This window comes from Cyanobium sp. Cruz-8D1, assembly GCF_024345975.1.
Lineage (GTDB): Bacteria > Cyanobacteriota > Cyanobacteriia > PCC-6307 > Cyanobiaceae > Cyanobium.
The window spans coordinates 32,554-56,571 of record NZ_JAGQCD010000002.1 but is presented as its reverse complement, the minus strand read 5'-3'; the positions used below and the strand labels follow the sequence as shown (position 1 = coordinate 56,571).

The 24,018-nt window shown below is 67.9% G+C and carries 29 protein-coding genes and 1 pseudogene; 16 read left to right on the top strand and 14 right to left on the bottom strand.

The window, feature by feature from the left end; genetic code table 11:
- Nucleotides 1-2: 2 nt before the first annotated feature.
- Nucleotides 3-1,463: a UDP-N-acetylmuramate--L-alanine ligase gene (gene murC, locus KBZ33_RS01790; RefSeq protein ID WP_254950226.1), complete on the bottom strand. Its 1,461-nt coding sequence runs from the start codon at nucleotides 1,461-1,463 to the stop codon at nucleotides 3-5.
- 180 nt (nucleotides 1,464-1,643) lie between these two features.
- Between murC and KBZ33_RS01785 the strand changes: the two genes are divergently transcribed.
- Complete coding sequence (locus KBZ33_RS01785; protein WP_254950126.1) at nucleotides 1,644-2,666, top strand: type I glyceraldehyde-3-phosphate dehydrogenase; 1,023 nt, start codon at nucleotides 1,644-1,646, stop codon at nucleotides 2,664-2,666.
- A 15-nt stretch (nucleotides 2,667-2,681) separates the two neighbouring features.
- Here KBZ33_RS01785 and thiL read toward each other — a convergent pair whose 3' ends face one another.
- Together thiL and KBZ33_RS01775 are read right to left on the bottom strand one after the other, a co-directional pair.
- Nucleotides 2,682-3,704, bottom strand: a complete 1,023-nt coding sequence (gene thiL / locus KBZ33_RS01780) for a thiamine-phosphate kinase (protein WP_254950128.1) — start codon at nucleotides 3,702-3,704, stop codon at nucleotides 2,682-2,684.
- Nucleotides 3,697-4,788: a peptidylprolyl isomerase gene (locus KBZ33_RS01775; RefSeq protein WP_254950130.1), complete on the bottom strand. Its 1,092-nt coding sequence runs from the start codon at nucleotides 4,786-4,788 to the stop codon at nucleotides 3,697-3,699. The genes thiL and KBZ33_RS01775 overlap by 8 nt, the downstream gene beginning before the upstream one ends.
- Before the next feature lie 111 nt (nucleotides 4,789-4,899).
- Here KBZ33_RS01775 and efp point away from each other — a divergent pair, with 111 nt between their 5' ends.
- Together efp and accB are read left to right on the top strand one after the other, a co-directional pair.
- A complete protein-coding gene (gene efp / locus KBZ33_RS01770; protein ID WP_254950132.1) occupies nucleotides 4,900-5,460 on the top strand; it encodes an elongation factor P in 561 nt (186 codons plus the stop codon).
- A gap of 5 nt (nucleotides 5,461-5,465) precedes the next feature.
- Nucleotides 5,466-5,960 (top strand): acetyl-CoA carboxylase biotin carboxyl carrier protein, encoded by a 495-nt coding sequence (gene accB, locus KBZ33_RS01765; RefSeq protein WP_254950134.1) that lies wholly within the window; start codon nucleotides 5,466-5,468, stop codon nucleotides 5,958-5,960.
- Here accB and pdxA read toward each other — a convergent pair.
- Nucleotides 5,957-6,952 carry a 4-hydroxythreonine-4-phosphate dehydrogenase PdxA gene (gene pdxA / locus KBZ33_RS01760; protein ID WP_254950136.1) on the bottom strand — a complete coding sequence of 332 codons (996 nt, stop codon included), beginning with the start codon at nucleotides 6,950-6,952 and terminating at the stop codon, nucleotides 5,957-5,959. The genes accB and pdxA overlap by 4 nt on opposite strands.
- 27 nt (nucleotides 6,953-6,979) lie before the next feature.
- On the opposite strand from pdxA, the gene KBZ33_RS01755 reads away from it, so the two are divergent.
- The gene (locus tag KBZ33_RS01755) at nucleotides 6,980-7,162 is read left to right on the top strand and encodes a hypothetical protein (RefSeq protein WP_254950137.1); all 183 of its coding nucleotides are present in this window, start codon (nucleotides 6,980-6,982) and stop codon (nucleotides 7,160-7,162) included.
- Here the strand turns inward: KBZ33_RS01755 and KBZ33_RS01750 are convergent.
- Entirely contained in the window at nucleotides 7,120-8,055 is a 936-nt protein-coding gene (locus tag KBZ33_RS01750; protein WP_254950139.1) for an NAD-dependent epimerase/dehydratase family protein, read from the bottom strand. The two genes, KBZ33_RS01755 and KBZ33_RS01750, sit on opposite strands and share 43 nt — an antisense overlap.
- A gap of 34 nt (nucleotides 8,056-8,089) precedes the next feature.
- Between KBZ33_RS01750 and KBZ33_RS01745 the strand changes: the two genes are divergently transcribed.
- Nucleotides 8,090-8,317 (top strand): serine protease inhibitor, encoded by a 228-nt coding sequence (locus KBZ33_RS01745; RefSeq protein WP_255011456.1) that lies wholly within the window; start codon nucleotides 8,090-8,092, stop codon nucleotides 8,315-8,317.
- Here the strand turns inward: KBZ33_RS01745 and KBZ33_RS01740 are convergent.
- The gene (locus tag KBZ33_RS01740; RefSeq protein ID WP_254950143.1) at nucleotides 8,263-8,700 is read right to left on the bottom strand and encodes an HNH endonuclease; all 438 of its coding nucleotides are present in this window, start codon (nucleotides 8,698-8,700) and stop codon (nucleotides 8,263-8,265) included. The two genes, KBZ33_RS01745 and KBZ33_RS01740, sit on opposite strands and share 55 nt — an antisense overlap.
- Nucleotides 8,701-8,796: 96 nt before the next feature.
- Here KBZ33_RS01740 and KBZ33_RS01735 point away from each other — a divergent pair, with 96 nt between their 5' ends.
- On the top strand, nucleotides 8,797-10,383 hold the full coding sequence (locus KBZ33_RS01735; RefSeq protein ID WP_254950228.1) for a DEAD/DEAH box helicase: 1,587 nt from the start codon (nucleotides 8,797-8,799) through the stop codon (nucleotides 10,381-10,383).
- 15 nt (nucleotides 10,384-10,398) lie between these two features.
- Here the strand turns inward: KBZ33_RS01735 and KBZ33_RS01730 are convergent, their stop codons facing one another.
- From KBZ33_RS01730 to KBZ33_RS01720, 3 genes are all read right to left on the bottom strand, one after another.
- A complete protein-coding gene (locus tag KBZ33_RS01730) occupies nucleotides 10,399-10,821 on the bottom strand; it encodes a hypothetical protein (RefSeq protein WP_254950145.1) in 423 nt (140 codons plus the stop codon).
- The gene (locus tag KBZ33_RS01725) at nucleotides 10,805-11,257 is read right to left on the bottom strand and encodes a DUF6554 family protein (protein WP_254950147.1); all 453 of its coding nucleotides are present in this window, start codon (nucleotides 11,255-11,257) and stop codon (nucleotides 10,805-10,807) included. The genes KBZ33_RS01730 and KBZ33_RS01725 overlap by 17 nt, the downstream gene beginning before the upstream one ends.
- 63 nt (nucleotides 11,258-11,320) lie before the next feature.
- Nucleotides 11,321-11,842 carry an AbrB family transcriptional regulator gene (locus tag KBZ33_RS01720; protein ID WP_254950149.1) on the bottom strand — a complete coding sequence of 174 codons (522 nt, stop codon included), beginning with the start codon at nucleotides 11,840-11,842 and terminating at the stop codon, nucleotides 11,321-11,323.
- A 111-nt stretch (nucleotides 11,843-11,953) separates the two neighbouring features.
- Between KBZ33_RS01720 and KBZ33_RS01715 the strand changes: the two genes are divergently transcribed.
- The 5 genes from KBZ33_RS01715 (at nucleotide 11,954) to KBZ33_RS01695 (ending at nucleotide 14,219) form a co-directional block, all read left to right on the top strand.
- Nucleotides 11,954-12,250, top strand: a complete 297-nt coding sequence (locus KBZ33_RS01715) for a hypothetical protein (RefSeq protein ID WP_254950150.1) — start codon at nucleotides 11,954-11,956, stop codon at nucleotides 12,248-12,250.
- A gap of 49 nt (nucleotides 12,251-12,299) precedes the next feature.
- Nucleotides 12,300-12,551 (top strand): hypothetical protein, encoded by a 252-nt coding sequence (locus KBZ33_RS01710; protein ID WP_254950151.1) that lies wholly within the window; start codon nucleotides 12,300-12,302, stop codon nucleotides 12,549-12,551.
- 233 nt (nucleotides 12,552-12,784) lie between these two features.
- Nucleotides 12,785-12,979, top strand: coding sequence for a hypothetical protein (locus KBZ33_RS01705; RefSeq protein WP_315859116.1), 195 nt, complete (start codon nucleotides 12,785-12,787; stop codon nucleotides 12,977-12,979).
- 459 nt (nucleotides 12,980-13,438) lie between these two features.
- Nucleotides 13,439-13,735: an AbrB/MazE/SpoVT family DNA-binding domain-containing protein gene (locus tag KBZ33_RS01700; protein WP_254950152.1), complete on the top strand. Its 297-nt coding sequence runs from the start codon at nucleotides 13,439-13,441 to the stop codon at nucleotides 13,733-13,735.
- On the top strand, nucleotides 13,722-14,219 hold the full coding sequence (locus KBZ33_RS01695; protein ID WP_255011453.1) for a type II toxin-antitoxin system VapC family toxin: 498 nt from the start codon (nucleotides 13,722-13,724) through the stop codon (nucleotides 14,217-14,219). The genes KBZ33_RS01700 and KBZ33_RS01695 overlap by 14 nt, the downstream gene beginning before the upstream one ends.
- Here KBZ33_RS01695 and KBZ33_RS01690 read toward each other — a convergent pair.
- The 3 genes and pseudogenes from KBZ33_RS01690 to KBZ33_RS21770 form a co-directional block, all read right to left on the bottom strand.
- Nucleotides 14,180-16,546 carry a TOTE conflict system archaeo-eukaryotic primase domain-containing protein gene (locus tag KBZ33_RS01690; protein ID WP_254950155.1) on the bottom strand — a complete coding sequence of 789 codons (2,367 nt, stop codon included), beginning with the start codon at nucleotides 16,544-16,546 and terminating at the stop codon, nucleotides 14,180-14,182. The genes KBZ33_RS01695 and KBZ33_RS01690 overlap by 40 nt on opposite strands.
- A gap of 12 nt (nucleotides 16,547-16,558) precedes the next feature.
- Nucleotides 16,559-16,840 (bottom strand): type II toxin-antitoxin system RelE/ParE family toxin, encoded by a 282-nt coding sequence (locus KBZ33_RS01685; RefSeq protein ID WP_254950156.1) that lies wholly within the window; start codon nucleotides 16,838-16,840, stop codon nucleotides 16,559-16,561.
- Nucleotides 16,833-17,084: pseudogene (locus tag KBZ33_RS21770) on the bottom strand (type II toxin-antitoxin system Phd/YefM family antitoxin); the annotation flags it as partial. The pseudogene KBZ33_RS21770 and the gene KBZ33_RS01685, both read right to left, overlap by 8 nt.
- 1,182 nt (nucleotides 17,085-18,266) lie before the next feature.
- On the opposite strand from KBZ33_RS21770, the gene KBZ33_RS01680 reads away from it, so the two are divergent.
- The 4 genes from KBZ33_RS01680 (at nucleotide 18,267) to KBZ33_RS01665 (ending at nucleotide 22,179) form a co-directional block, all read left to right on the top strand.
- Nucleotides 18,267-18,764, top strand: coding sequence for a DUF2493 domain-containing protein (locus KBZ33_RS01680; RefSeq protein WP_254950158.1), 498 nt, complete (start codon nucleotides 18,267-18,269; stop codon nucleotides 18,762-18,764).
- Between the two features lie 68 nt (nucleotides 18,765-18,832).
- Nucleotides 18,833-19,456, top strand: a complete 624-nt coding sequence (locus KBZ33_RS01675) for a siphovirus Gp157 family protein (RefSeq protein ID WP_254950160.1) — start codon at nucleotides 18,833-18,835, stop codon at nucleotides 19,454-19,456.
- An 83-nt stretch (nucleotides 19,457-19,539) separates the two neighbouring features.
- Complete coding sequence (locus KBZ33_RS01670; protein ID WP_254950162.1) at nucleotides 19,540-20,532, top strand: RAD52 family DNA repair protein; 993 nt, start codon at nucleotides 19,540-19,542, stop codon at nucleotides 20,530-20,532.
- Between the two features lie 1,434 nt (nucleotides 20,533-21,966).
- On the top strand, nucleotides 21,967-22,179 hold the full coding sequence (locus tag KBZ33_RS01665) for a hypothetical protein (RefSeq protein WP_254950164.1): 213 nt from the start codon (nucleotides 21,967-21,969) through the stop codon (nucleotides 22,177-22,179).
- A 71-nt stretch (nucleotides 22,180-22,250) separates the two neighbouring features.
- Here the strand turns inward: KBZ33_RS01665 and KBZ33_RS01660 are convergent, their stop codons facing one another.
- Both KBZ33_RS01660 and KBZ33_RS01655 read right to left on the bottom strand, forming a co-directional pair.
- Nucleotides 22,251-23,228 (bottom strand): hypothetical protein, encoded by a 978-nt coding sequence (locus KBZ33_RS01660; RefSeq protein ID WP_254950166.1) that lies wholly within the window; start codon nucleotides 23,226-23,228, stop codon nucleotides 22,251-22,253.
- Nucleotides 23,225-23,482: a hypothetical protein gene (locus tag KBZ33_RS01655; protein ID WP_254950168.1), complete on the bottom strand. Its 258-nt coding sequence runs from the start codon at nucleotides 23,480-23,482 to the stop codon at nucleotides 23,225-23,227. The genes KBZ33_RS01660 and KBZ33_RS01655 overlap by 4 nt, the downstream gene beginning before the upstream one ends.
- A 73-nt stretch (nucleotides 23,483-23,555) precedes the next feature.
- Here KBZ33_RS01655 and KBZ33_RS01650 point away from each other — a divergent pair, with 73 nt between their 5' ends.
- On the top strand, nucleotides 23,556-23,933 hold the full coding sequence (locus KBZ33_RS01650) for a hypothetical protein (protein WP_254950170.1): 378 nt from the start codon (nucleotides 23,556-23,558) through the stop codon (nucleotides 23,931-23,933).
- Nucleotides 23,934-24,018: the final 85 nt, after the last annotated feature.

Sequence of the window (24,018 nt, the reverse complement as noted above, 5' to 3'; positions counted from 1 at the left end):
CCTCAGGCCACCAGTGCCGAGGGATGTTCGCGTTCATCAAAGGCCCCCAGGCGCTCCCAGAGGCTGTTGATGTCGCCGGCCCCCATGGCCAGCACCAGGTCGCCCGGGCCGGTGCTGCTGGACACCAGCTCCGCCAGCGCCTCCATGCTGGCCGCCACCGCCACCGGCAGGTCGGGAGCGAGGGCCCGCAGCGCCTCGGCGAGGGCCGGGCTGGAGATCCCTGCCATCGGGGCCTCGCCGGCGGCGTAGAGGGGTGCCAGCAGCACCGCATCGGCGTGGGTCAGGGCGGCGGCGAAGTCGTCCAGGAACTGGGCGGTGCGGGTGTACCGATGGGGCTGGAACACCGCCACTAGCCGGCGGGGCACCAGCGGCAGTGGGCTGCGGCCGCTCTCCACCATCAGCCGGGCCATGGCGAGGGTGGCCGCCACTTCGCTGGGATGGTGGGCGTAGTCGTCGACGATCGCCCGGTCCTGCCAGAGGCCGCGGCAGTCGAAGCGGCGCCCGGGGGGACGCAGGCTCGCCACCGCCTGGCGCAGGTCCGCGAAGGGCACGCCCTCAAGGCGGCAGGCCGCCATCGCCGCCACGGTGTTGCTCAGGTTGTGGCGGCCAGGCAGGGGCACCTCCAGGGTGCCCAGGCTCACCCCGTGCTCGTACCAGGTGGCCAGGGTGCCGTCACCCCGCTCCTCCAGGGGGATGGCGGCGAACTCCACGGCCTCGCCGCTGCGGGTCGACCACCAGCTGGTGGCTTCGAAGTGCTCGTGCAGGACCGGGCAGTCCCGGTTGGCCAGCAGGGTCGTGCAGCCGCTGGCGAAGCGCTGCAGGGTGGCCACCAGGGAGGCCAGGTCCAGGTAATGGTCGGTGTGGTCGAGTTCGACGTTGGTGAGCAGCCCGAGCCGGGGGGTGAACTTCACCAGGGAGCCGTCCGATTCGTCGGCTTCCGCCACCAGCAACAGCCCCTGGCCATGGCGGCCGTTGCTGCCGAAGGCCGGCACGATGCCGCCGATCACGGCGGTGGGATCCTCGCCGACGGCCTCCAGCAAGGTGGCGATCAGGGTGCTGGTGGTGGTTTTGCCGTGGCTGCCGGCCACGGCGATCGAGGGCTGGTCGTTGATCAGGGCCGCCAGCACGTCGGAGCGGTGCACGATCGCCAGTCCGCGCCGTCGCGCCTCGGCCAGTTCCTCATTGGCGGCGGGCACCGCTGAGCTGATCACCACGAGAAGGGCCGACTCGGCTCCGCCCTGGGTTTCCTCCAGCCCAGCCATCACCGCGGCGATGGTGGCGGCGGTCTGCTCCTGGAAGACCCGCACCCCAGCGGTCCGCAGCCGCTCCAGCACCGGGCTGGGACGGGGATCGGAGCCGCTCACCAGGAAGCCCCGTTCCGCCAGGATCCCCGCCAGGGCGGACATGCCAATCCCACCGGCCCCGATGAAATGGAGCGGCTGACGGCGATCAAGCTTTGGGATCAAGGGGGACTCCAGGCCTTGCCGAAAATAACGGCAGGTCCCCCCACCCCCCTTTGCGGGATACTGCGCTTTGCCGACCGTCCGATCCGGGGCCTGTGGCTGCGGGAAAGACCAGGACCCCATTTCTGTATGATCGGCAGCCAAAACCCTCCTTGCTAGCGGGTTCCACCGCTTTCTGCCATGACCTTGCGCGTTGCGATCAATGGATTTGGCCGAATCGGTCGGAACTTCATGCGCTGCTGGCTCAGCCGCGGTGAGAACACCGGCATCGAAGTTGTCGGTCTGAACGACACGTCCGATCCGAAGACCAACGCCCACCTGCTCCAGTACGACACGATGCTTGGCCACATCCGCAACGCGGAAGTGAGCTACACCGACGACACCATCGTCGTCAACGGCAAGCCGATCAAATGTTTCTCTGATCGCAATCCCCTCAACCTTCCCTGGAAGGAGTGGGGTGTGGATCTGGTGATCGAAGCCACCGGCGTCTTCATCGACCAGAAAGGCGCTGGAAAGCACATTGAGGCCGGCGCCAGCAAGGTGCTGATCACGGCTCCGGGCAAGGGGGAAGGCGTCGGCACCTTCGTGGTGGGCGTGAACGCCGACCAGTACCGCCACGAAGATTTTGACATCATCAGCAATGCCAGTTGCACCACCAACTGCATGGCGCCGATCGTCAAAGTTCTCGACCAGAGCTTTGGGATCGTCAAGGGCATGATGACCACCACCCACAGCTACACCGGTGACCAGCGCATCCTCGATGCCAGCCATCGCGATCTGCGCCGTGCCCGCGCCGCCGCCGTCAACATCGTCCCCACCTCCACCGGCGCCGCCACGGCCGTGGCCCTTGTTTACCCGCCGATGAAGGGCAAGCTCAACGGCATTGCCATGCGCGTGCCCACCCCCAACGTTTCAGTGGTCGACCTCGTCCTTGAAGTGAGTCGCGGCACCACCAAGGAAGAAGTCAATGCCGTTCTCCAGGAATCCTCCATGAACGGGATGAAGGGGATCATCAAGTACTGCGATCTGCCCCTGGTCTCCACCGATCACGCCGGCACCGATGAATCCACGATCGTGGATGCCGACCTCACCCTGGTGATGGGCGACAACATGGTCAAGGTGATTGCCTGGTACGACAACGAGTGGGGCTACAGCCAGCGCGTCGTCGACCTGGCCGAAGTGGTGGCCCGCAACTGGAAGTGAGTCTGCGCGCTGGGTTCAGCTGAAATGCTGGAAGCTGGCTGAAGGGGGGGTGATCGCGCCTCCCCTGTTCGACCAGGCCAGGGGGCCAGCCACACGGGGGGCCTCCAGAGCGCCGATGCAGCGGCTGCCGGGCAGTTTGTCCGCCAGGGCTGTCGCCCAGGCCGGCTCCAGGGCCAGCACCAGTTCGAAATCTTCACCTCCCCAGAGGCACCAGTCTTTGGCGGCGGCCAGGCCCTCCAGTTCCTCGGCCAGGGGCAGTGCTTCGCGCTTGATCAGGGCCGTGCAGCCGCTTGCCACCGCCAGGCAGGTGGCTGCCGCCGCCAGGCCGTCGCTGCTGTCGCAGCCGGCCACGCGCCAGGGCAGGGCTTCAGGTCGGCTGGAGCCCAGGGCCGCCACGGCATCGAAACGGGGCACGGGCCGCCGGTGGGCACGGATCGCTCGTTCCCGCACGTCCGGCGCCAGGTCCGGGAGCGGCTCCCCCCGCAGCAGGGCCAGGCCCAGGCGGCTGAGGCCGTGGACGCCGGTGCAGACCAGCTGGTCGCCTGGCTGTCCGTCCCCACGCCGGATCGGCCCGCCGCAGCCGTGGCCGAGCCGGCCAAGGGCGGTGACCGCCAGCAGCCGCTGACGACCGCCGCTGCAGTCTCCTCCCAGCAGCACGCCCCCATGGGTGCCCAGCAGCTCCGTCAGGCCGGCGTAGGCCCCCTCCACCCAGGCCCAGGGGGTGTGGCCCGGGGCCACCAGGCCCACGGTGAGCCCCACGGCGTCGAGGCAGCCCATGGCCGCCAGATCGGAGAGGTTGGCGGCGGCGGCCCGCCAGCCCACATCCCTGGCGCCCATCGTGGTGGCGCTGAAATGGACGTCCTCCACGAGCACGTCGGTGTTGACCACAAGCTGGAGATCCCCCCCGCCGTTTGGGCCGAGCAGGGCCGGGCCCAGCAGGGCGGCGTCATCGCCGAACTGGCCCCGGGGGGCGAAGGCGCCGAGGCGCCGGATCAGCTCCGTTTCCCCCAGCTCCGCCAGGGTCGGCCCCTCAGGCATGGGGGCGCAGGTTGTCGGCCCCTTCGATCACCGTTGCCTTGACGATGCCGTCATCGGCGGTGAGCTCCTCAAGCACGTCCAGGCCCTCGACCACGTAACCGAAGGCGGCATAGCGCCCGTCGATCAGGTTGAGGCCGGCGGGGGTGAGTTCCGGCTCGAACAGGAACAGGAAGAACTGGGAGGAGCCGTCGCCCAGGGCCTCGTCGGAGTGGGCCCAGCCCAGGGTGCCCTTGCTGGCGAAGGGCAGCACCGGCTCGGCCTTGAACAGGCCCAGATCCTCGAAGGTCTGGTTGTAGAAGGGGACCTCCTCGCCGGGCACCTTGATTTCCAGGGGCACCTGGCGTTCCTGCTTGGTGGCCGGATCCACGTAGCCCGTCAGCGGGCCGATGGGATCACCGGTCTGCAGCACGTAAAAATCTTCGGCGCGGTTGAACGGCAGGCCGTCGTAGAAGCCGCGTTGGCTCAGATCCACGAAGGCGCCGGCGGTGAGGGGCGCGTTGTAACCGTCCACGACGGTGATCAGGTCGCCTTTGGTGGTGGTCAGCCGCACGGTGGCGCGGCCGAGCAGCCGCGGCAGGGCATCGAACTCCGGCGGGATCGCGAAGGGGAAGGGCCCCACCAGCAGACCTTCGGCGCGGCCGATGTCGGCCAGGGCTTCGCGGCGGGCCGCCAGGAACTGGTCCCGGTCCTGGGCCTCGCCTGCGGCGGCCAGATCCTGCAGATGCACCCCGGCGTCGCTGAGCAGGGCCTCGGCGGTGGCCCGGTCGGCGGGATCGAAGCTGGCCAGGATCCGCTCCCGGCTGCTGCCCAGCTGGGACTCGGCCCGCCGCACGGACCCGGTCAGGCTGCTCCAGCGCTTGGCCCGCAGGTCGTCGCTGGTGTCCTCCAGCCGGTGCTGCAGCTTCTGAAGATCTCCCTGGTCGATGGGCAGGGCATTGCGCAGCAGGGCGGTGGGATCACTGACGGCGTTGCCCTGGGGCAGGTAGGCCCAGGCGGCGGGGACCGCGAGCAGCAGGGTCAGCAGCAGGGCCAGGCTGGCCCCCAGCGTGGTGGTGAACCCGGAGGGCCTGCGTCGCCGGTCCATGCTTCCCTTGTGACTGACTGGACTTTGGCACAACCGGCCCTGGCCTCCCCTGCCATGGCTCAAGGGCGGGCCTGTAGCCAGACGTACAATCCCCCGATCCGATCCGCCGGAATGATCTCCAGCAACGACTTTCGTACCGGCACAACGATCGAACTGGATGGCCAGGTCTGGCGCGTTGTCGAGTTCCTGCATGTCAAGCCCGGCAAGGGGTCAGCCTTTGTGCGCACCAAACTCAAGGGCGTGCAGAGCGGCAACGTGGTGGAGAAGACCTTCCGCGCCGGGGAGACCATGCCCCAGGCCCAGCTGGAGAAGGCGACCCTTCAGCACACCTACATGGAAGGTGACGATTACGTCTTCATGGACATGGCCTCCTATGAGGAGACCCGTCTGACCGCCAAGCAGATCGGTGACGGCCGCAAATACCTCAAGGAAGGCATGGAGGTGAGCGTCGTCTCCTGGAACGGCAAGCCCCTGGAGGTGGAGCTGCCCAATTCGGTGGTGCTCGAAGTCACCCAGACCGACCCCGGTGTCAAGGGCGACACCGCCACGGGTGGCACCAAGCCCGCCATCGTCGAGACCGGTGCCCAGGTGATGGTGCCCCTGTTCATCACCATCGGCGAGAAGATCAAGGTCGACACCCGCACCGACAGCTACCTGGGCCGGGACACCTGATCGCCATGCAGCTCGATCACGACCAACTGCGTCAGTTGCTGGCCCTGCTCGGGGAGAGCGACATCCAGGAGCTCAAGCTCGAGGGCGACGATTTCCGTCTGGAGGTGCGCCGCAACCTGCCGTCCCCCGCACCGGCCACGGTGACCATGGTGCAGGCCCCGGCAGGGCCGCCCCCGCACGCCCCTATGCCCGCCGCCCCGGTCGGCGTCGTCCCTGGCCCCTCGGCGCCGCCGCCCCCGGCCGCCTCGGTGCGCAGCGACCTGCAGTCCGTCACCGCCCCGATGGTGGGCACCTTCTACCGCTCCTCGGCACCGGGTGAGGCCCCCTTCGTGGAGGTCGGCAGTCGCATCAGCGCCGGTCAGCCGATTTGCATCCTTGAGGCGATGAAGCTGATGAACGAGCTGGAATGTGAGTTCAGCGGCGAAGTGGTGGAGATCCTGGTGGACAACGGCACCCCGGTGGAATTCGGCCAGGTGCTGATGCGGATCAAGGCGGGCTAACCCAGCTCCCAGGCGGTGCGGATCGACGCCGCCATGCTGTCGGCCCGGGCCACGCCCCGGCCGGCGATCCCGAAGGCGGTGCCGTGGTCCGGGGAGGTGCGCAGGAAGGGCAGCCCCAGGGTGGTGTTGACGGCGGCGTCGAAGGCCAGCAGCTTCACGGGGATGAGTCCCTGGTCGTGGTAAAGCGCCAGATAGCCATCCGCCCCCTCGCCTTCGCCTCTCCAGGCCGCCGCCGCTTCCAACCAGCAGGTGTCCGGGGGCATGGGCCCCTGCAGCCGCACTTCCGGATGCAGATCCTGCCAGTGCCGCAGGGCGGGGATCAGCCAGTCCTGCTCCTCTTGGCCCAGATGGCCCCCTTCCCCGGCATGGGGGTTGAGGCCCGCTACCACCAGCCGCGGCTGGGCCTCAAACCGCTGGCAGAAGGCCAGCAGGGCCTCCAGCCGACGGACCACCAGCTCCGCCGTGAGCCGGCCACTCACCTCGGCCAGGGGGATATGGGTGGTGGCCAGCAGGGTGTTGAGCCGCCAGCCGCCCCCGGGGGCCAGGGCGGTGAACAGCATGCCGGCGTCGGCGCTGCCGGTGAGCTCCGCCAGCCGCTCCGTCTGGCCGGGATAGGCATGGCCGGCCGCCTGCCAGCTGGCCTTGGCGATCGGGGCCGTCACCAGGGCCCGGCCGCCGCCGGCCCCCACCAGCGCCACGGCCCGCGTCAACCAGGAGAAGCTGGCAGCGCCGGCGACGGCACTGCTGACCCCGGGGACGACCGGCTGCTCCAGGGGGACATCCTCCAGGGCGAAGTCGTCGGGGTCGGCCAGGGGGGCGTCGCTGCAGGCCAGCAGCTGGTGGTGACAGTCCCGCAGCCAGCGGCCGCAACCCACCAGCACCACCTCCTGGCCGGCGGGGCGCGGCTGGGCGAGGGCCTTGAGGGTCACCTCGGCGCCGATGCCGGCGGGATCCCCCAGGGCAATGACAAGGCGATCCGCTGTAGTTTTCATGCTATCGGGCATTGTCGGGGTCGGTCCATGGTCCGCTTGCTGCTGCTGGGTGCGCTGCTGCTGGGTGGTGGGATTGCCTTCCGCAACGAATGGGTTGTGGTGGACTGGCAGAAGATGGGGGAAGACACGGGTGTCTCCACCCTGATCGACACAACGATCTTCGGTGCTCAGAAAAAGTCGCCGGAGCAGGACGACAGGCCCTCCCGGTAGGTGGGGTAGAGCAGGCGGTAGCCCAGGTCGTCCCGGAGCCGCCGGCTGCTGGCCCGTCGATTCTCGCTCCAGAAGCTGCGGGCCATGGGTCCCAGACTGGGCGCCACGTCCGCGTAGCGCTGCACGTCCGGCAGCCGGCAGCCCAGTAGGTGGGCGGCCAGGCCGAGGATCTCGCTGGAGGGGCAGGGGCAGGTGTCCGCCAGGATCAAGCTGTCGGGCCGGGCCTGGGGCGCCAGGGCAATGCAGTGCAGCACGGCCCCGACGATGTCGTCGACGTGCACCCGGGAGAACACCTGGCCCGGCTTGTGGATCAGCCGCGCCGTGCCGTTGCGCAGGTTCAGCATCGGATTGCGGCCCGGTCCGTAGATGGCCGGCAGCCGCAGCAACTGCACCGGCAGGCCGCTGCGCTGCCAGGCCTGCTCACAGGCCAGCCGGGCCCGGCTCCGCTCCAGCAGCGGCTGGGTGGGGCTCGTTTCGTCCACCCAGGCACCACCGGTATCGCCGTAGACCCCGGTGGTGGAGAGGTAGCCCACCCAGGCCGGCTCGAGGCGCCGCAGCTGGGCTTCAAGCGACTCCAGCACCGGATCCCGGCCGCCGGCATTGGGTGGGATCGTCACCAGCACATGGCTGACCCCGGCCAGGTCCGCCTGGGTGGGCAGCGCTCCCTGGTCGGGATCGAAGTGCAGCCAGCCCGGGTCGTGGCCGCTGGGGGAGGGCTGGCGGTGGGTGAGCAACACCGGCACGCCGGCCGCCTCCAGCGCCTGGGCCACACGCCGCCCGGTGTAGCCCCCGCCGAGCACCAGCAGTCGGCTGATGGCGGCAGCAGCAGCGGGCAACGCCGGGTGATCGATCCGATCGGCAGCGGCCAGCGGGTTGACAGATGGCGTCGACATCAGTACATCTGTATCACTGTCTGTTTCCCATCCCGTGACCACCTCGTCATTCGGAGCCAGTCTCCCTGTCGGCCTCGCACCGGCGCGTCCCCCCAGCGGCAGACCCCGCCTTGCCTCGGTGCCTCGCTCGCGGGCCGCCACCCCCCTGCTGCTGGCCGTAGGGCTGGTGCTGGGGGCGGTGTTGCTGGCGCCGGAGCAGCCCCGCGATCAGGAGGCCATCTGCCACCGCCACAACGGCGTGGAGGCCTGCCGGGTCTGGTGAGTCACTTCGGCCTCGGCCGCCGTGGCCGTCTCCGGCTCAACGGGCGCCACCCACTGGAGCAGGCGCAGGGCCAGGCGCAAGTCGCCATCGGTCCAGGCCCGCAGGGCCATCGCCCGGCGCGGGTCGTAGAAAGGTTGGCTCCGATACCAGGTGAAGGCGTCGCTGTCGCCCTTGCGGCCGTTGCAGCCCAGGCAGGCCGGCACACAGTTTTCGGTGATGCTCTCGCCGCCGCGGCTGAGTGGATGCACGTGATCAATCGATTCCGAGGCCTCGCCGCAATAGAGGCAGCGGCGCCCGGTCATCCGGTGTAGCGACTGTCGCCATCGTCGCGCTCGCAGCTTGGGGCAGAGATCTTCGAGAAAGACTCCATCCCTGGCCTGCATCAGCGCGCCTCGGTTGGCGGAAGTTTGCCTTCAGCGCCCCGGGTGTCAATGTGTTCTTGATTGCTTTTTGCCGCATTGGCCTCCCCCCTGGTGCAGATGCGCCTGGGCGCCTCGGGTCTGATCGAAGTCGTCAGTCCCTTCGATGCGGTGACCCAGGCGCAGCTGCGGGCCATCCGCCCCCGTGGGCAGTGGCTCAGCCGCCGTGGCTGCTGGCAGTTCCCCCTGGAGGCGGCCGCGTCACTGCAGCGGCAGTGCGCCGGTCGCATTCCGGTCACGCCGGAGCTGGGCCAGTGGTTCACCTGGCTGGGGCAGCCCCTGCCCCCCCTGCCCCCGCACCGGGCCCTGGTGGCGGCGGCCGCCGCCGACGAGGCCTTGCCCGATGGCCGCCGGCTGTTCCGCCACCAACGGCAGGCGGTGCGCTGGTTGCTGGCCCGGCGCGGGGCTGTGCTGGCCGACGCGATGGGCCTCGGCAAGACCCTCACGGCCCTGGTGGCCGGTCGTGCCCTGGTGCGCCTGGCCGACTGCCGGCTGGTGGTGGTGGCCCCGGCGGGGCTGCACCACCACTGGCGGCAGGAGGCGGCGGGGCTGGGTCTGCGCCTGGAGGTGCACAGCTGGGCCCGGTTGCCCGCCGAGCTGCCGGCTGCCGGCACGGTGCTGATCGCTGATGAGGCCCATTTCGCCCAGACCCTCCACGCCGCCCGCACCCAGGCGTTCCTGCGGCTGGCCCGCCATCCGCGCCTGCGGGCGATCTGGCTGCTCACCGGTACGCCGATGAAGAATGGGCGGCCGGTCCAGTTGTTTCCCCTGCTGGCGGCCATCGGCCACCCCCTCGGGGCCGACCAGCGCCACTTTGAGGAGCGCTACTGCCAGGGGCATTGGCGGGAGCAGGGGGGGCGGCGGATCTGGCAGGCCAGCGGTGCCAGCCAGCTGGAAGAGCTGCAGCGACTGGTGCGGCCCCTGGTGCTGCATCGGCGCAAGGGTCAGTGCCTCGACCTGCCGCCCAAGCAGCGGCTGGAGCGGTCCGTGAGCCTCGACGCCGATGCCGCCGAGGCCTTCGAGCGGGCCCTGCAGGAGCGGATCGACGACTACCGCCGCCGGGCCTGGGCCGGCGAGGTGCGCCGCGATGCCGAAGCCCTGGCCGTGTTCACGGCCCTGCGCCAGATCGCCTCTCATCACAAGCTGGCGGCCACCACCGAGCTGGTGGCCGCGCTGCGGGGCGGCGGTGAAGCGGTGGTGGTGTTCACGGCCTTCGTGGCCACCGCCCTGGCCCTGCACCGGCAGCTGGGCCAGGGGGACGACGGGGGTCCCCTGGTCGGCGCCGTGCCCCCGGCCCGACGCCAGAGGCTGGTGGACGCCTTTCAGTCGGGCCGCAGCCCCGTGCTGATCGCCACCTACGGCACCGGGGGCCTGGGCTTCACCCTGCACCGGGCCCGGCACGTGGTGCTGGTGGAGCGGCCCTGGACCCCGGGCGACGCCGAGCAGGCTGAGGACCGCTGCCACCGGATCGGCATGGGGGCCGCGCTCACCAGCCACTGGCTGCAGTTGGGCGTCGCCGATCGGCTGGTGGACGATCTGATCGCCAGCAAGGCCGAGCGGATTTCCCTGCTGCTGCAGGGTCGTGACGCCCAGCGCCGACAGCAGGCCCTGCCGGCGCTGATACGCCAGTGGCTCGAGCGCGGCTAGGGCGTGCTGCGGTCCTCAGCCGCCTTGACCGGCGGGGCCGTCCTCGCTGCAGCTGCGCTGCCGCACGTCCAGGTCCTGGCGCAGGATCGGGTCCAGTTTGGTCTTGGGCACCCCGGCCGTCAGGGTGGTGGCCTGGGCGATGTCCCGGCAGGCGGCGGCGGTGTTACCGGCCAGGGTGTGCAGAAGGAACCGCTCGTTCAGCGGGCCTGGATCCTTCGGGAAGGCGGCCACCACCTTGTCGCACTGCTGCAGGGCGCTGGGGAGATCCTCCAGGTTCACCGAGCGCAGGCAGTCTTCGCGGGTGATGGGCCGCTGGGGCAAGGGCTGCTCAACGCAGCCAGCAAGCAGCAGGGCCAGCAGCAGCACCAGAGGCGGCCGTCGGCTCTGCTGGGATGGGGTGGTGACGAGCAGGCTGGCCCGCTCAGTTGTAACGCTCACTCCGGGTCATGCCGCTGTCACCAGCCTTACCACCGCCGACGACCGAGATCGCGGTCGGGCTGGGTTCGGGGCTGGTGGCGGTCGTGCCGGAGGAGCGCGGTGCATACAGATCCCCGAGGAACCGGCCGCAATCGGGGAAGGTGCTGGGGTTCTGGACCACCGCCTCGGTGATCATCACCGCGGCATGCTCGGGGGATGTCTTGAACAGCCCGGCGCTCTGGCGCTTGATCAGGGCGTAGGAGGCCGTCCAGCTGACTTGGTGGACATTGCCGTTGTTGCGCATGAAGCAATACACCTGGGCGCCCTTGCCCCCGGGCCCATCAATGTTGCTGCCGGCGCGGGCGCTCTGGGCGGTGCCGGTGGCGGCCAGCAGGCCGGCTGCCGCCGCCAGGACGAGGGGGCCCAGTCGGCGAGGGAGAAAGTGGCGAGTGGCCATCGGACCGCAAGGGAAGAACGAGGTGGCCCAACGTATCGACCCCAGCGCTCCTGTCCAGGGTGGTCAGCTGCCCGGTGGCGCGGCAGCGGCCGGCAGCACCAGCCGCACCACCAGCGGCAGGATCACCAGCACGGTGATCAGCCGCACCGCGTGCAGGGTGGCCACGGCCGCCCCCACGCCGAACTCCGCCCCCACGAGGCTCATGCCGCTGATGCCCCCCGGGGCCGCCCCCAGCAGGGCCACCACCGGGTCAACGCCCATCAGTCGGCTGCAGCCCAGGCCCACCACCAGGCCGGTGAGCACCAGGGTGAAGGTGATCAGGAGGGCGGGCCGCCACAGCTGACGCAGCTCCATCAGGGCCGTGCCGGTGAGTCCGGTACCGATCACCGTGCCGATGCCGATTTCCAGCAGGGTGCGGGAACCGACCGGCCATTGGGCCACCTCGAGCCGCCCCGTCACGCTGACCAGGGCGGCCCCCAGCAGGGCCCCGGCCAGGGGAGCTGCCGGGATGCCGGTGCGCAGGGCCAGCAGACCACCGGTGAGTCCCGCCATCACATAAAGCAAGAGATGCCAGGGATGGTTCATCGCTGCTGAGCCTGATCAACAGGGCCCACTCTGGGAGATCCCTGCCACTGGTGCTTGAGAGGGTCGCCCGGGTGTGTTGTCATGCGGCTCAGAACAGTCGCTCTCCTTGTCATGGCCCCCGCCTCGGTGTCGTTCCGCATCAGCCGCAATGCCGAAGATCTCGCCGAAACCATCCACGCCCTCTCCCAGCGCCTGGTAACCCTGGAGCAGCGTCTGGCGGCGGTGGAACGGCAGGCGTCAAACCAGGCCCGCCCGGAGCCGGAAGAACTGGCCAGCCTCGACAACGTCGAGCGGCTGCTGCAGGACTGCCGCCATCTGCTGGAGATCGGCGTCAGCTCTGAGGCGCCCCCCGAAACGCCTCCTGCCTACGAAAGCCACGACGACGTCCCCTACCCCTCCGCCGCCTGAGCCCGCGCACCCCCTGGTCAGGGGTGTCAAAATGAAAAGAAAGCGGGCCATGGCTTTCCCCACTTCCCCTTACCAGTCCTCTCCCAGCCCCGTTCACGGGCAGAACCCTGCTTCACGTGCGGCCAGCCCTGCGCCCCACTGCCTCTTACGCAGCCATTCCCAGGAAGAAGGTGATCACCAGCTTGAGAAACTCGAGTTCGCCCTTGCCGTCGCCCTTACCAGGGGCGACCAGCAGCGCTCGGACCAGCTGCGTTCCCAGATTGCTGCCCTGGGCGGTAATCAGGAGGAACCCGGCACCTGAAACGTTGGGGCCATCCCATCCCAACCTCACGTTTTGACGCTCAGTTCCGTCCAAGCGGAGCTAAAGGTTATGTTGTGCAGTAAGATTTCAAAACGAAGGGTCTGTTGGATGCCAACAAACCCGTTGTGAATGGCTTCGATAGTGCGAAATCCTTGCCGATCATGATTGCCTCTAGTCCGTCTGCTCCCGTCACCTTGACGGTGGAAGCCTCCGTACGCCCAAGGTCCAGCGTCTTGCCGCTGTCCGACCCCAGCGTTCGCCAGCGCCTGCTGCTCAAAGCGGCCAGCCTCAACGAACAGGCGCGGATGGCGGCCCTCGAAGGAGATCTCGAAACTTCGGCTCGGGCGATCCTCGAGGCGCTCGATTGCGAGCGGCGCGCTGGCGGCCTCGGTCTGCAAGTGCTGCAGTTGATCAAGCCCCGGGCCTAAGCCGGAAGCTCGTTCCAAGGCCAGGCGGAAGGACGTTGGCGGCCAGCGGCCGCCCCCAGGACTCCTCAGCCCCAGCCTCCGCAACTGCGAACCCCGACCAAGCCATGTCTGGAATTCTCGCTATTTACCAATCAAGGGGGCTAAGGATCCAAGGAATTCAGCTTCTCTTTGTTGCCCTTCGACTTTTCACCAAGCGGGTGACTGGATTTGAACCGGCGACGTTCATCAGTTTGGGAAGCTGCTCAAGTCATTAACAAAAGCCCTCGTATAGGAATGAGTCTCAAGGGCTTGTAGGGCTGGACGAGAGAAGGTTTGTGATTAGGTTTACGGCTGTGACCATGACCCTCCTCGACCAGCAGGGAGCGGCGCCCACCGTCACAGGCCCGACCTGGAAGTCCAGCAAGGCGGAAGCGGCCCACCGGGCGTAGAGTCGTGTGTATCTACATGCCCGGTGACCCCTTGACTCCATCCAGGCCCCAGGGCAGATCTGCGGATGCAGGCAGACACTTCCAGCAAGCGATCCGCCGCTGGGGCAACAGCCTGGCCGTGCGGCTGCCGGCCGATTGCCTGCTCCAGGCTGGGCTGCGGGAAGGCGATCCGATCGAGATCGTGGTTGGCCCCGACGGCCGGCTGAGCCTCGAACCCCTCCGCCAGCGGGATCGCGCGGCTCTGGCCGCTGATCTGCGCGAGCTGCAGGCCACCATGCCCTTCACCCCCTCGGTGATGGGTGAATGCCGCGCCAGTGAGCGCTGGTGATGACAACCGCTCGATGATCTATCTCGATACCAGCGTGGTGGTGGCTCTGCTGACCCCGGAGGAGCGCAGCCCGCACGCCCTCGACTGGTTTGCGCAGTGCCGCGAACCTCTGGTCAGCAGCGACTGGCTGATCACCGAGACCCACAGTGCCCTGGGGATCAAGCAGCGCCATCACGGTCTCAGCTCACAGAGCCGTCAGGCCGCCGCTGATCAGTTCGTGCGCCTGCTGCAGGGCGGTGTTGAACTGCGCTCGCTCGATCGCGACCGCTTTCGCCAGGCGGCCGAGCTGCTCCAGGATCCGGCCCTCGGCCTCCGTGCCGGCGATGCGTTGCATCTGGCTATGGCGCTGCACAGCCGCTGCACCCAGCTGGCCAGCTTCGATGGGCGGATGCTGCAAGCCGCCACCGCCCTGGGCCTGAGGCCGGTACGGGAACTCGGCATGGATCACGGATTGGAAATCAGCGAATACCCCATCGCCCGATAGCCCCGCAGTCGCCGCTCCCACATGCGTTGCGGCACCGGATGGCCGAGATCGAGCCAGTCGATGATCCGCACAGTGGTCTTGCCGCATTGCTCCCGGTGCAGGCGGCCGGCGTATTGCTGCAACGTACCCTTCCACGACACGGGCATGGCCAGCAGCAGCGTGTCGAGCGGCGGGTGATCGAAGCCTTCACCCACCAAACGCCCGGTGGCCAGCACGATGCGGGGTGCATCAGGAGGCAACGCTTGCAGCGCGGCCAGGGTGGCGCTGCGCTGGCGAGCGCTCAGGCGGCCATGCAGCAGGAACAGGTGCGGCACCTGTTCAGCGAGAGCGGCTGCGATCGCCGTGATGTGATCGGTGCGCTCACTGAGCAGCAGCAGTTTGCGGCCCGCTTCCCAGCAGGCGAGGGCCTCGGCCACGATCCGCTCGGTGCGCTGTAGGTCTTCCACCAGCCGGCGCATCAGCTCCTGGATCGGCAGATCGGCGGGCAGCCCTTCGAGTTGATGGGTGCGGCTCACCAGTTCCAGGGTCTGGGGCGCTCCGATGGGCCGATCGGCGGTGTGGCGTATGGGGCCGCACTGCATGAACAGGATCGGCTGCAGACCGTCGCGGCGCACCAGAGTGGCGGACAGCCCGAGCACGTAGCGGGCCTTCACCTGCCGCAGGATCGCTTCAAAGGAGGCCGCGGCGATGTGGTGGCATTCGTCGATGATGACCTGCCCGTAGGTCTGCACCATCGGGTTCACCTCCCCCTTGCGCACCAGTGACTGCATCACAGCAATGTCGAGCCGGCCAGATGGCTTGGCCTTGCCCCCCCCGATGGAACCGATCGTCTTCGCCGGGATAGTCAAAAAGGTCTGCAGCCGCTCCTGCCACTGGCGCAGCAGCTCGGCCCGATGCACCAGAATCAGGGTGTTCACGCCCCGCCGGGCCAGGATCGCTGCCGCTACCACCGTTTTCCCGAAGGCCGTTGGCGCCTGCAGCACGCCGATGTCATGGCGGAGCATCTCCTTCACCGCCGCCTCCTGGTCGGCGCGCAGTTGGCCTGTGAACACCAGCTCCAGGGGTGAGCCGTTCTGACGTTCATCCACCAGCTTCCAGCCGATCCCCTGCTCCTGCAGCAGGGCCTGCACCGGATCCAGGCAGCCACGCGGCAGGGCGATGTGCTGGGGGAAGTTTTCAGCGCAGCCGATCACTCGCGGTTTATCCCACACCGAATGCCGCATGGCCTGCGCTTTGTAGAAGGCGGGATTGGCAAAGGCGGCCAGGCGGATCAGGCGATTGAGCAGCGGCTGTGGCAACCCCGAGCGCTCCACATAGAGCCGATCGGCAAGGGTGAGCCCGAGTGAGGAGGGCAACGGTCCCTTGAGTTTCGATCTGGGCGGCTGCGCTTTCCATGGGGTCGCCAGGTCCTCCTCGTTGATGAAGCTGAGATCAAGGGGATGGGCGCAGCGGGTGGCGCTCTGAATCACGGTCTGCAGCCCCGCTACCGAGAGCCGCTGCAGGGTTGCCAGGTAGGCCCACTGGTCGGGATAGGGCTGCAGGTCGTCATCCACGAACACGCTGCAGCCCCGCTGCCGGGCTTCCTTCTGCAGCGGCAGGGCGATAAGGTTGCCAAAGCCGCCCTTCGGCAGGGTGTCCTGGTTGGGAAACAGCCGGTCATAGGAGCTCAGTTCCAGCTGGCGTGTCGAGGAGCAGGTATCACTGATCAGGGCTGCCCCCAGCTGGCGCGCCTCCCGGGCCGATACGGCCTCCTCGAAGAACACCCACACGTGGGCACCCTCGCCGGAGCGGGAGATCTCCAGCGCTGCGGGCACCGCCAGCTCCCGACACGAGCGCAGAAAGGCTCGGGCGTCGTCACGCCAGTCCTGGTCGTCAAAGTCGACGGCCAGCAGGTGGCAGTGGTCGTTCTCCAGCAGGGGGTAGAGGCCGAGGGTGTGGTCACCGGCCAGATGGCCGTAGATCGCCGCATCAGTGAGGGGAAGGAGCTCGCGGTGCTGGCAATCGCGGCAGGCCACCCGCGGCTTTTCGCAGATGCCTGGCCGCCACTCATGGGCGCAGGCCGGCGCATAGCCCGATCGCCCGCTGCTGGTGCTCTGCCAGCGCAGGGCATAGATGTCGTCACGGCCTCGGAAGAGACGCCGGAAGAGCGCCACCTTCTCCTGCGTGGAAACGGGACCCTTGACTGGGGCCTGGAGTGAAATCGGCGCAGGTTCAGATGGGGCAGGTCCGCTGGAGCGCCAGGCGATGCCTTGGGCTTCCAGCAGGGCAATCAGTCGGGCGTTCTCCTGGCGTAGCTCATCCAGCTCAGAGGGCTTGGAGTCGGCCATGGGGCATGGGCTTCAGCGCTGATCGGCCTGGCGATAGCCAGCCTTGCGCTTCCGCTTGCCCACGGCCACAACAAGCACCAGCACATCGCGATCCCGCACGTCGTAGACCAAACGGAAACCGGCGGCGCGGAGCTTGATTTTGTAGCGATGACTGGAGCCCCGCAGCTTGCTGGCGGGAATCCGCGGTTCGATCAGCCGTTCGGCCAGCTTGTTCATGAACTGCTCCCGAATCCCTGCGGTCAAGGTCTGCCATTCCCGCAGGGCCTCGGGATGAAAGGCCAGCTCGCAGGGCATCGAGGCTGACCCGCAGCGGCTCCTGCCCATCCGCCAGCCGGGCATCGGCAATGCGGCCCAGCTCCAGGTCGTCCACGAGATCCATCAACTCCTCGTAGGCCCGGGCCGGAACGCAGTAGAAGGCCGGCTCGTTGCGGTTGAGCACCGCGACCGCCATCCCTTCACCGGCCGCCACGGTGGCCATGGGGTTTTTCTTGTGTTCCGAGATGCTTACGGCGGTCTCGCTCAGCACGCGGTGCACCATCAGCGGGTCAGACCAGGTCAAGTCAGGATTTTAGGTCGCTTGTCAGGTCTCGGGTTCGGTCGATCCTGTGCGGTGCTCCGGACCGATCAAGGACGGTCAACACGGAAACTGCTGGGCAGTGGAGCTGATGATCTCCGTCGATCCTGCTGAGGCATCGAGACTCAGCTGACTCCACACGGGTGGAAGTTCAGCTCAGACAATGAAACGACCCAGCAGGGAGAAGCACGGTGAGAAGGTTGAACCAGTCGTTACTATCACCTTTCACCCCCAGTCAACCTCTGGCATGCCGCCAGCGAGTGCCAAGCGAGCCGATCGCTTGAGCGACAACATTTTCGGCCCTGGACTAAAAGCGGGTGACCGGACTCGAACCGGCGACGTTCAGCTTGGGAAGCTTCTCGATTGATTGGCCGGACCGCATGTGACGCAATGAGTCTCACATTCCTTCAGGCTTGGATGTGAGAAGGTCTGTGAGAAGGTTTTGGCCTTCTCCCCTGTTGTGAGAAGGCGCAAGTTGGAGCCGGCGGACGTAAGGCGAAGGGGCGTGGGCTGCTCTGTGAAGGGCGTTCTCTTTACGCAAGCCAAGTATTCCTCTGCCCTTGGCAATCCTTCGCAAAGACCGCGAGGTACAAGCAAGATCTGAAAGTTGAATCCAGAGCACCCCAGAGATTGGCGGGCTGAGTTATCCAACGTCTGACCCCCCCCCGCGGTTTCAGCAGTGCGTCCGGTCGGCGACGGCCGTCCTTCAGCGTGCCACGGCTGCGCCGTGGCGTGCATCGGCCAGCCGCCGCCGCCCTCCGCTCCGGGGCCGGTGGTGAGGTGGTGGGCATGGCTCCTCCCCCGCGGCTGCGGTGGCTTGGCATTCGCCCGCATCGATGGGGGCAGAGGTGGGCCCCAGGCCTCCTCGCGCGGCTGCGCGGCCAGCTGGGCATACAGGGCTGAATCTGGCGGTCTTGCTGATCAGTTTCCAAGGCCGCCAGCGAATGCCTTTGCTTTGGGCAGATCCATTGCCCGGCAGTCGCTCTGCCCGCCAGAGAGTGTGTTTGTACTGGTAGAATAAGGGCTGCGCCAAAGGCCCAGAGCCCATCGCCGGCGGCAACCTAATCCCTGGTCTCGCCATCACAGCTGCGTATTCCTAAGCGGTTGTGATGCCCCGATCAGTTGTCCTTTCTGGCAACTGAATCCATGGCTTTATGTATTCAATCGCGGCCGGAGATCGTTCCGGCCCGCTCGCTGGTGATCGCGGCCGGGGGCGGCCGTGATCTGGCCTGGCCTCATCAGCGCGTGGCTGCTGAGCTGCTCGCCCGCAGTGGCGGCCGGCTGGTGCATCTGCTGCTCCATGGCGGGGCCCGTGGTGCCGATGCCGCTATTGGCCGCGCTGCCCACCAGCTGGGCTGGTCCTCCGTGGTGATGCCGGCCCGGTGGGAGCGGCATGGCCGGGCGGCTGGGCCGATCCGTAATCGGGAGCTGCTCGAGCAGGCCATTGCCCAGGCCGTGGCCCACACCTCCCCGGTCTCGATCGCCTCGGTGCTGGTGGTGGCGTTCCCCGGTGGCGTTGGCACCGCCTCGCTCGTGCAGCAGGCCCGCCGGATGGCTTCCCGTTCGCCGGTGCCGATCTCAGTGGCCGAGGTCAGCACGTCGGCCGGGCTCTGGGCCGTTCCGGCTGGTGTTCCCCGCTCCTGATCAGTCACCACAAGCCTTTGGCGTTCTGTCGCGCCTCCTCTCCATTCCCTGTCTCTCCTCTCACCGTCATGGCCGTTCTCACTCCCATCCCCTCCGCTGCCGCCCCTGCTTCGGCCCCGGAAGCCTCTGGTCCTGCCTGCTCCCTCCAGCGCTCCGGTTCCCTCTGGCAGCTGGGCATCGAGTCCCAGGAGCTCACCACCGCGATCGGCCAGCTGGCCGAGCAGCTGGAAACGGATGACCCTGAGCAGCGCGCCCTGGCTCTCGCAGAGCTGGAGGCCGCCCTGCTTGCAGAAGAAGGCAACAAGCAGGCCCTCTCAGCCAAGGCCGATGCGACCTGCTGGGTGATCGAGCACCTGCGCGGCCAGGCCGCCTACCGCCAGCAGCAGGCCAAACGCCTCAGCGATCTGGCCCGCTCCGATGCAGGCCGAGCCGATGCCCTGGAGGACTCCCTGGTCCTGGTCCTCACGCGGCTGCAGCCCAGGGCCACCCGCTTCTCGTTCCCTAACCACGAGCTCAGCAGCCGCAAGTCGCAGGCGGTCGAGATCGAGAACGAGGCCCTGCTCGATCCCGAGTGGCTCTGCGTCAAAACCAACTTCTCGGCCGACAAGACCGCCATCAAGGCGGCTCTCAAGGCAGGCCAGCAGATTACCGGCGCCCAGCTGATCTCCCGCCGCTCCTGGCGCATCCACTGACGGCCATAGCCCCCCGCATGTGGGGTTCCGGTGGTGCAGCCGGGCCCCTTCTCCTTCCTCCTCACACCATTGCGTCCACCGTCATGACCGTCGCCGCTCCTTCCACCAACGGGGCCAGTACCACCAGCAGCCCTGCTGCTCCTCGTCCTGTCCAGAGGCCGCCCTCGGCTCTGGAGCTGATCCGCTCCGTCGATCGCGCCGTGGAGGCTCCAGCGCCCACCTCGGCACCGGAAGCCCCCCAGGCTCCGCCTGCCGGCTTCTCCCCCGAGCAGCTCGCCGCTCTTTCCGCCCCGCTCGATCGGGCCAACGTCCGCCAGAGGGAGCAGGGCCGCAGCCGCGTGAGCTACCTGGAGGGGTGGCAGGTGATCGCCGAGGCCAACCGCATCTTTGGTTTCGATGGCTGGCAGCGCCAGACCATCGCCGTCCGCTGCGTCGCCCAGGCCGAACGCGCGATCGGCCGGGACCAGAAGCCCGGCTGGGGCGTCACCTACACCGCTCGCGTGCGCGTCACCGTCACCGCCGGTGGGCTGCCCCCTCTGGTCCGTGAGGGCAGCGGCGCCGGTCACGGCATCGACGTGGACCTGGGGCAGGCCCATGAGTCTGCCCTCAAGGAGGCCGAGACCGACGCCATGAAGCGAGCGCTGATGACCTTCGGAAACCCGTTTGGCCTCGCCCTCTACGACAAGGCGCAGCGGCAGGTCAGCAGCGCCGGGAGCCAAGGTGATGGGCCCCAGCGGCCAGGCGGGCAGCAGCCACCAGTGGGCCGACCGGCGGCAGGCACACCCTCTTCCGCCACTGCATCCCTGGCCCAAGGCCGCCCTCAGGCCACGGCTTCGGCCTCACATCCCCAGGCCCCCGCCGACCCCGGCCAGGCGGCCCTGGATGCCCAGACCATCCAGCACCTCCACAGCAGCCTGCGGGCCCTGCCCCGGCCCCAGCTGGAGAGCCTGACCCGGGCTTTCCGCAAGCGGTTCCAGGTGCCAGAAGAAGCGGTGACCATCGCTGATCGGATCAACCAGAGGTGCCACCACGACTGGATTGAGGCCTACCTGGTGCAGCAGCAGGTGGCGGCGTAGTCCGCAGTCGGCGCGGTTGCATCAGCTCACCAGGCCTCAGGGGGCGCGTGGTGCCTCTGGGGGCACCGCTGCTGATCCGAGAAGCGGTCATGCCGAATCGGCAGGTGGACCCACATGACGGTGGGCAGCTCAAAGTCCCTGGCCAGGCGGGCCACAGTCGCGGCGACTTCCTGCACGGTTGGGATTGTGGAGCTGCCTGGGGTGGGAGGCGGCTCGGCAGGGTCTGCCTCGGGGGGAAAGAACGCGCAATCGGAATTGAAGATCGGTCGTTCCGCTGTCAGGCCTTGGTCAGGCGCCGGATCGACTGAGCCCTCCAGGCCAGGCAGTGCCTGCTCTGCCAAGGGACTGAGCTGTAGACCCGAGGGTGTCACCTGCAGGCTCACCTCAGACCCCACGAAGGCAGGGAGCTGATCGAGGTCGCCAAAGCAACTGCGGTAGGCCTGAGCAGAGAGAGTCTTCCCCTGAGGATGGATCAGCGTCACATCGGCATAGGGATCACCCGTAGCTGAGACGCCGAATGCCTCGATTTTGTACAGGTAACAGCGGGTCGGCTGGGGCGCAGGCATCACCGCCACCCCCATGCCGGAGCGGTCAAGTGCTGTACAGAAGAGCAGAGGCTGCCTTCCAAACCAGCGATGGAATGCATCGAGAAGCTCGATGCAGGAACTGTCAAGGCGCCGTAGGCCATTGACGAGTTGTGAACGCCGGACTCGCTGTCCGGCTTTTGATGAGTCAGCATGAAGCAGCTCTTGACGAAGGAGCGCCCTTCAAGGGGAGGCTCAGGGAGGTAGAAGCCCCTGGGCCTTTCCTTTTGGAAAGACCCAGAGCTCCCTGCCCGGAAGACCGAGCCGAGCCAGTCCCTGTCGGGGGTCCAATCAGTTTGGCAGCACCGATGGGGTGTGCAAGGCGGCGATACCACCAGGGGTGGTGGCAAAGCGCCGAACGTTGTGAAATGTTGCGAAAATTTGGCCGTGGTGCTTAGACTCGCGCGTTGTGAATGTCCCGTGCACGAGTTCTTCCGGCTGCGCACTACGGGCCCGTGTAACCCAAAATATCCTGAATTCTTGAGATCCCTTGCGGCGCAATAGGTCTTGAAAAAATCTCGCTAGACCAACACTGAGATAGTGTGACGATCCAAGATGTGTCCACTCAGTTGCGGTGAAGGCTGAGTCTGTCTCTCTGGGCCGTCATTTTTATGCGTTGGCTGCATTGTTCGTCCGACTGGGGGCAGTACGGCACACCTAACTGGTCTTGCGTCTGAGGCTGACGATTTGATGGGTTCTGGGTCCATGGCGCTGGCGATCACGCCACCCGGCCTGCCCCGGCTTGCGCACCGCGCAAGGGCTGACGCGAGTCGCTGCGCTGCGCTCCGCGCCCCTTGCGCGGCGCAGGCGGCGCCGGGGCTTGACGGCGGTGTCGTTCGCCAGCACAGCCATGGCCGCCACTTCCCTCAGCCGCTCCTGCCCGATCCGCGTCATCTCGGTGCATCTCCTTGATGCCGCTGGCCGGCTTCTCAGGGTGCTCTTCCTCGATCGCGAGGGGCATATCTCGGCTGAGCCGCACTACGTGCCCCGAGAAGAGGCGCTGATCCTGGCCTCCAATCAGCAGCGGGTGCTCGGGCACCAGGCCAGGGTGCAGGTGCTCTGAGGTTGTTGCCCGGCGGCATCCCCGCCGGCTTTTCTCCATCGGGGGTGTGGGTCGCGTCCGGGTCGATGTGCTCAGCTCAGCCCCACGTACACCGGCTGGAACCACTGCATCCGCCGGCTCTGACGCTTCTCGCCATGCAGCACGGTGTGCCAGTGGCCGCGGCGCCAATGAGGCCGGCGGGACATGCTGCTGCTGGCCCCAGCCGCTGGCCCTTCTGATGGGGCCCTGGGGGTGCGATCGAGCCGGAAGTCCTTGCCGATCCACACCGGCCCCTGGGGCGTCACGGCGCCAGAGTCATCCGTGCTGCCAGCGGAGAAGCCCTTGCCGCTCGGCACCTTCGCTGCCGGGCCCGTGGTGAGCAGTTCGGGCTGGTAGAGCTGCACCAGCAGGGCGTTGATGGCCAAGCCCTCCATCCGCTGATTGGTGCTCTGCACCGCCTGTTCATCCCACTGCCAGGCCGGATGACTCAGGTCCTCCACGGTGGACAGGCGTTCGCCGATCTGCTGGAAGGAATGGCGCGTGAGGTAGCTGGTGCCATCGAGGGCCAGGCCGACGCAGCTGATGCCGCTGATCCGCTTGGCCTCAGCCGGCAGCCAGTCGGCCATCGCCCGCAGGTCGGCCACGATCACCACGGGAATCGGCACCCCGTCTTCTGTGAACAGGGCGCCATCGGGGAGCATCAGCCGGAAGCAGGGCAGCACCAGCGGCAGCTCGTCATCCAGCCGGGGTGATGGTGTGCGGCGGAAGGCCTCGGCCAGCTCCGGCGCCAGGAAACGAGGCGGGGCCTCCACGATCCGGGCCCAGCGGCAGGTGGTGGCGGCCCAGAAACCGATCGGGTCATCCAGCTCGTCCATCACCTGCAGGCCCGCCTCGATCAGGGCGGCATAGGCCAGGTGATTGGCCCAGTGCTGGAAGCCCCGCGGCGAGCGGTAGCGGTGCTGCTCCTGCTGGATGTAAGGGTCCTGGCGGCGCAGTTCGGTGATCACCGTGCCGATCGGCGGCAGCTCCGCCTGGCTGGCCCGGATCGATTCAGGCGTCAGCCGGCTCATCGAGGCGTGAGCGGCGGGTTGCCCGGCTGAATCTCGAGGTTGGTCACGTTCACCTGGGTGGTGACGCCATCGGCCCAGCTCACCGTTGCCAGCACCATCGGGCTGTTGGGGATGATCGGCGCAATGGCCGTCACCGTGCCCCTCGCGAAGGGTCCGCTGCTGGTGGGGGCCTCAGGGCCGCTCACCATGGCCAACGACTGCAGGAAAGCTCTGGTGAAGCGAACGGTGTCGCCGATCTGCAGGGATGCGCTCACGTTGCTCGCTGGAGGGCGTGACCCATCCTGACCGGATCACGGATGCTGGGTGCACGCCACACACCCCCCTGCCGTGAAGGACATCCGGATCACCACCCAGGACGAGCTGCCTGGGCCTGATGGCGACGAGCCCTACGACACGTTCGTCAACCAGACCGAGTACGGCAACGGCCGCTTCCTGCGCACCAACGTGCTCTCGGCCCGGCCCGACCTCAAGAAGTTCACGGCCCTGCGGTTCCAGCAGGACGTCAAGCGCCATCCCGATGCCGCTGGTCCAGGGAAGGACGTGGTGCTGGTGTTCATGGAGGCCCTGGAGCTGGAGCCGCGACTGACCCTGGTCTGCAGCGACATCCACCTGGAGATGGAGGGCTACCCGGTGAAGCAGGGGGCGGTGATCGAGATTCCGCTCCTGCCGCCGGGCAGCCGGGGACCAGCGAAGGGTTTCGGCTGAGCTCCCGGGGGCCTGCCTCGGTTGCGCCGATACCGTGGGGCCCTGCTCTCCCCCTGGCCCGGCGATGCCTGCCCATGCGCTCCTG

Coding starts and splice junctions, on each gene's coding strand:
- KBZ33_RS01785 (WP_254950126.1), top strand. CDS start 1,644: ATGACCTTGCGCGTTGCGATCAATGGATTTGGCCGAATCGGTCGGAAC.
- thiL (WP_254950128.1), bottom strand. CDS start 3,704: ATGCCTGAGGGGCCGACCCTGGCGGAGCTGGGGGAAACGGAGCTGATC.
- KBZ33_RS01775 (WP_254950130.1), bottom strand. CDS start 4,788: ATGGACCGGCGACGCAGGCCCTCCGGGTTCACCACCACGCTGGGGGCC.
- efp (WP_254950132.1), top strand. CDS start 4,900: ATGATCTCCAGCAACGACTTTCGTACCGGCACAACGATCGAACTGGAT.
- accB (WP_254950134.1), top strand. CDS start 5,466: ATGCAGCTCGATCACGACCAACTGCGTCAGTTGCTGGCCCTGCTCGGG.
- pdxA (WP_254950136.1), bottom strand. CDS start 6,952: ATGAAAACTACAGCGGATCGCCTTGTCATTGCCCTGGGGGATCCCGCC.
- KBZ33_RS01755 (WP_254950137.1), top strand. CDS start 6,980: ATGGTCCGCTTGCTGCTGCTGGGTGCGCTGCTGCTGGGTGGTGGGATT.
- KBZ33_RS01750 (WP_254950139.1), bottom strand. CDS start 8,055: ATGTCGACGCCATCTGTCAACCCGCTGGCCGCTGCCGATCGGATCGAT.
- KBZ33_RS01740 (WP_254950143.1), bottom strand. CDS start 8,700: ATGCAGGCCAGGGATGGAGTCTTTCTCGAAGATCTCTGCCCCAAGCTG.
- KBZ33_RS01735 (WP_254950228.1), top strand. CDS start 8,797: ATGCGCCTGGGCGCCTCGGGTCTGATCGAAGTCGTCAGTCCCTTCGAT.
- KBZ33_RS01725 (WP_254950147.1), bottom strand. CDS start 11,257: ATGGCCACTCGCCACTTTCTCCCTCGCCGACTGGGCCCCCTCGTCCTG.
- KBZ33_RS01720 (WP_254950149.1), bottom strand. CDS start 11,842: ATGAACCATCCCTGGCATCTCTTGCTTTATGTGATGGCGGGACTCACC.
- KBZ33_RS01715 (WP_254950150.1), top strand. CDS start 11,954: ATGGCCCCCGCCTCGGTGTCGTTCCGCATCAGCCGCAATGCCGAAGAT.
- KBZ33_RS01710 (WP_254950151.1), top strand. CDS start 12,300: ATGGCTTTCCCCACTTCCCCTTACCAGTCCTCTCCCAGCCCCGTTCAC.
- KBZ33_RS01690 (WP_254950155.1), bottom strand. CDS start 16,546: ATGGCCGACTCCAAGCCCTCTGAGCTGGATGAGCTACGCCAGGAGAAC.
- KBZ33_RS01685 (WP_254950156.1), bottom strand. CDS start 16,840: ATGCCCTGCGAGCTGGCCTTTCATCCCGAGGCCCTGCGGGAATGGCAG.
- KBZ33_RS01680 (WP_254950158.1), top strand. CDS start 18,267: ATGGCTTTATGTATTCAATCGCGGCCGGAGATCGTTCCGGCCCGCTCG.
- KBZ33_RS01675 (WP_254950160.1), top strand. CDS start 18,833: ATGGCCGTTCTCACTCCCATCCCCTCCGCTGCCGCCCCTGCTTCGGCC.
- KBZ33_RS01670 (WP_254950162.1), top strand. CDS start 19,540: ATGACCGTCGCCGCTCCTTCCACCAACGGGGCCAGTACCACCAGCAGC.
- KBZ33_RS01665 (WP_254950164.1), top strand. CDS start 21,967: ATGGCCGCCACTTCCCTCAGCCGCTCCTGCCCGATCCGCGTCATCTCG.
- KBZ33_RS01660 (WP_254950166.1), bottom strand. CDS start 23,228: ATGAGCCGGCTGACGCCTGAATCGATCCGGGCCAGCCAGGCGGAGCTG.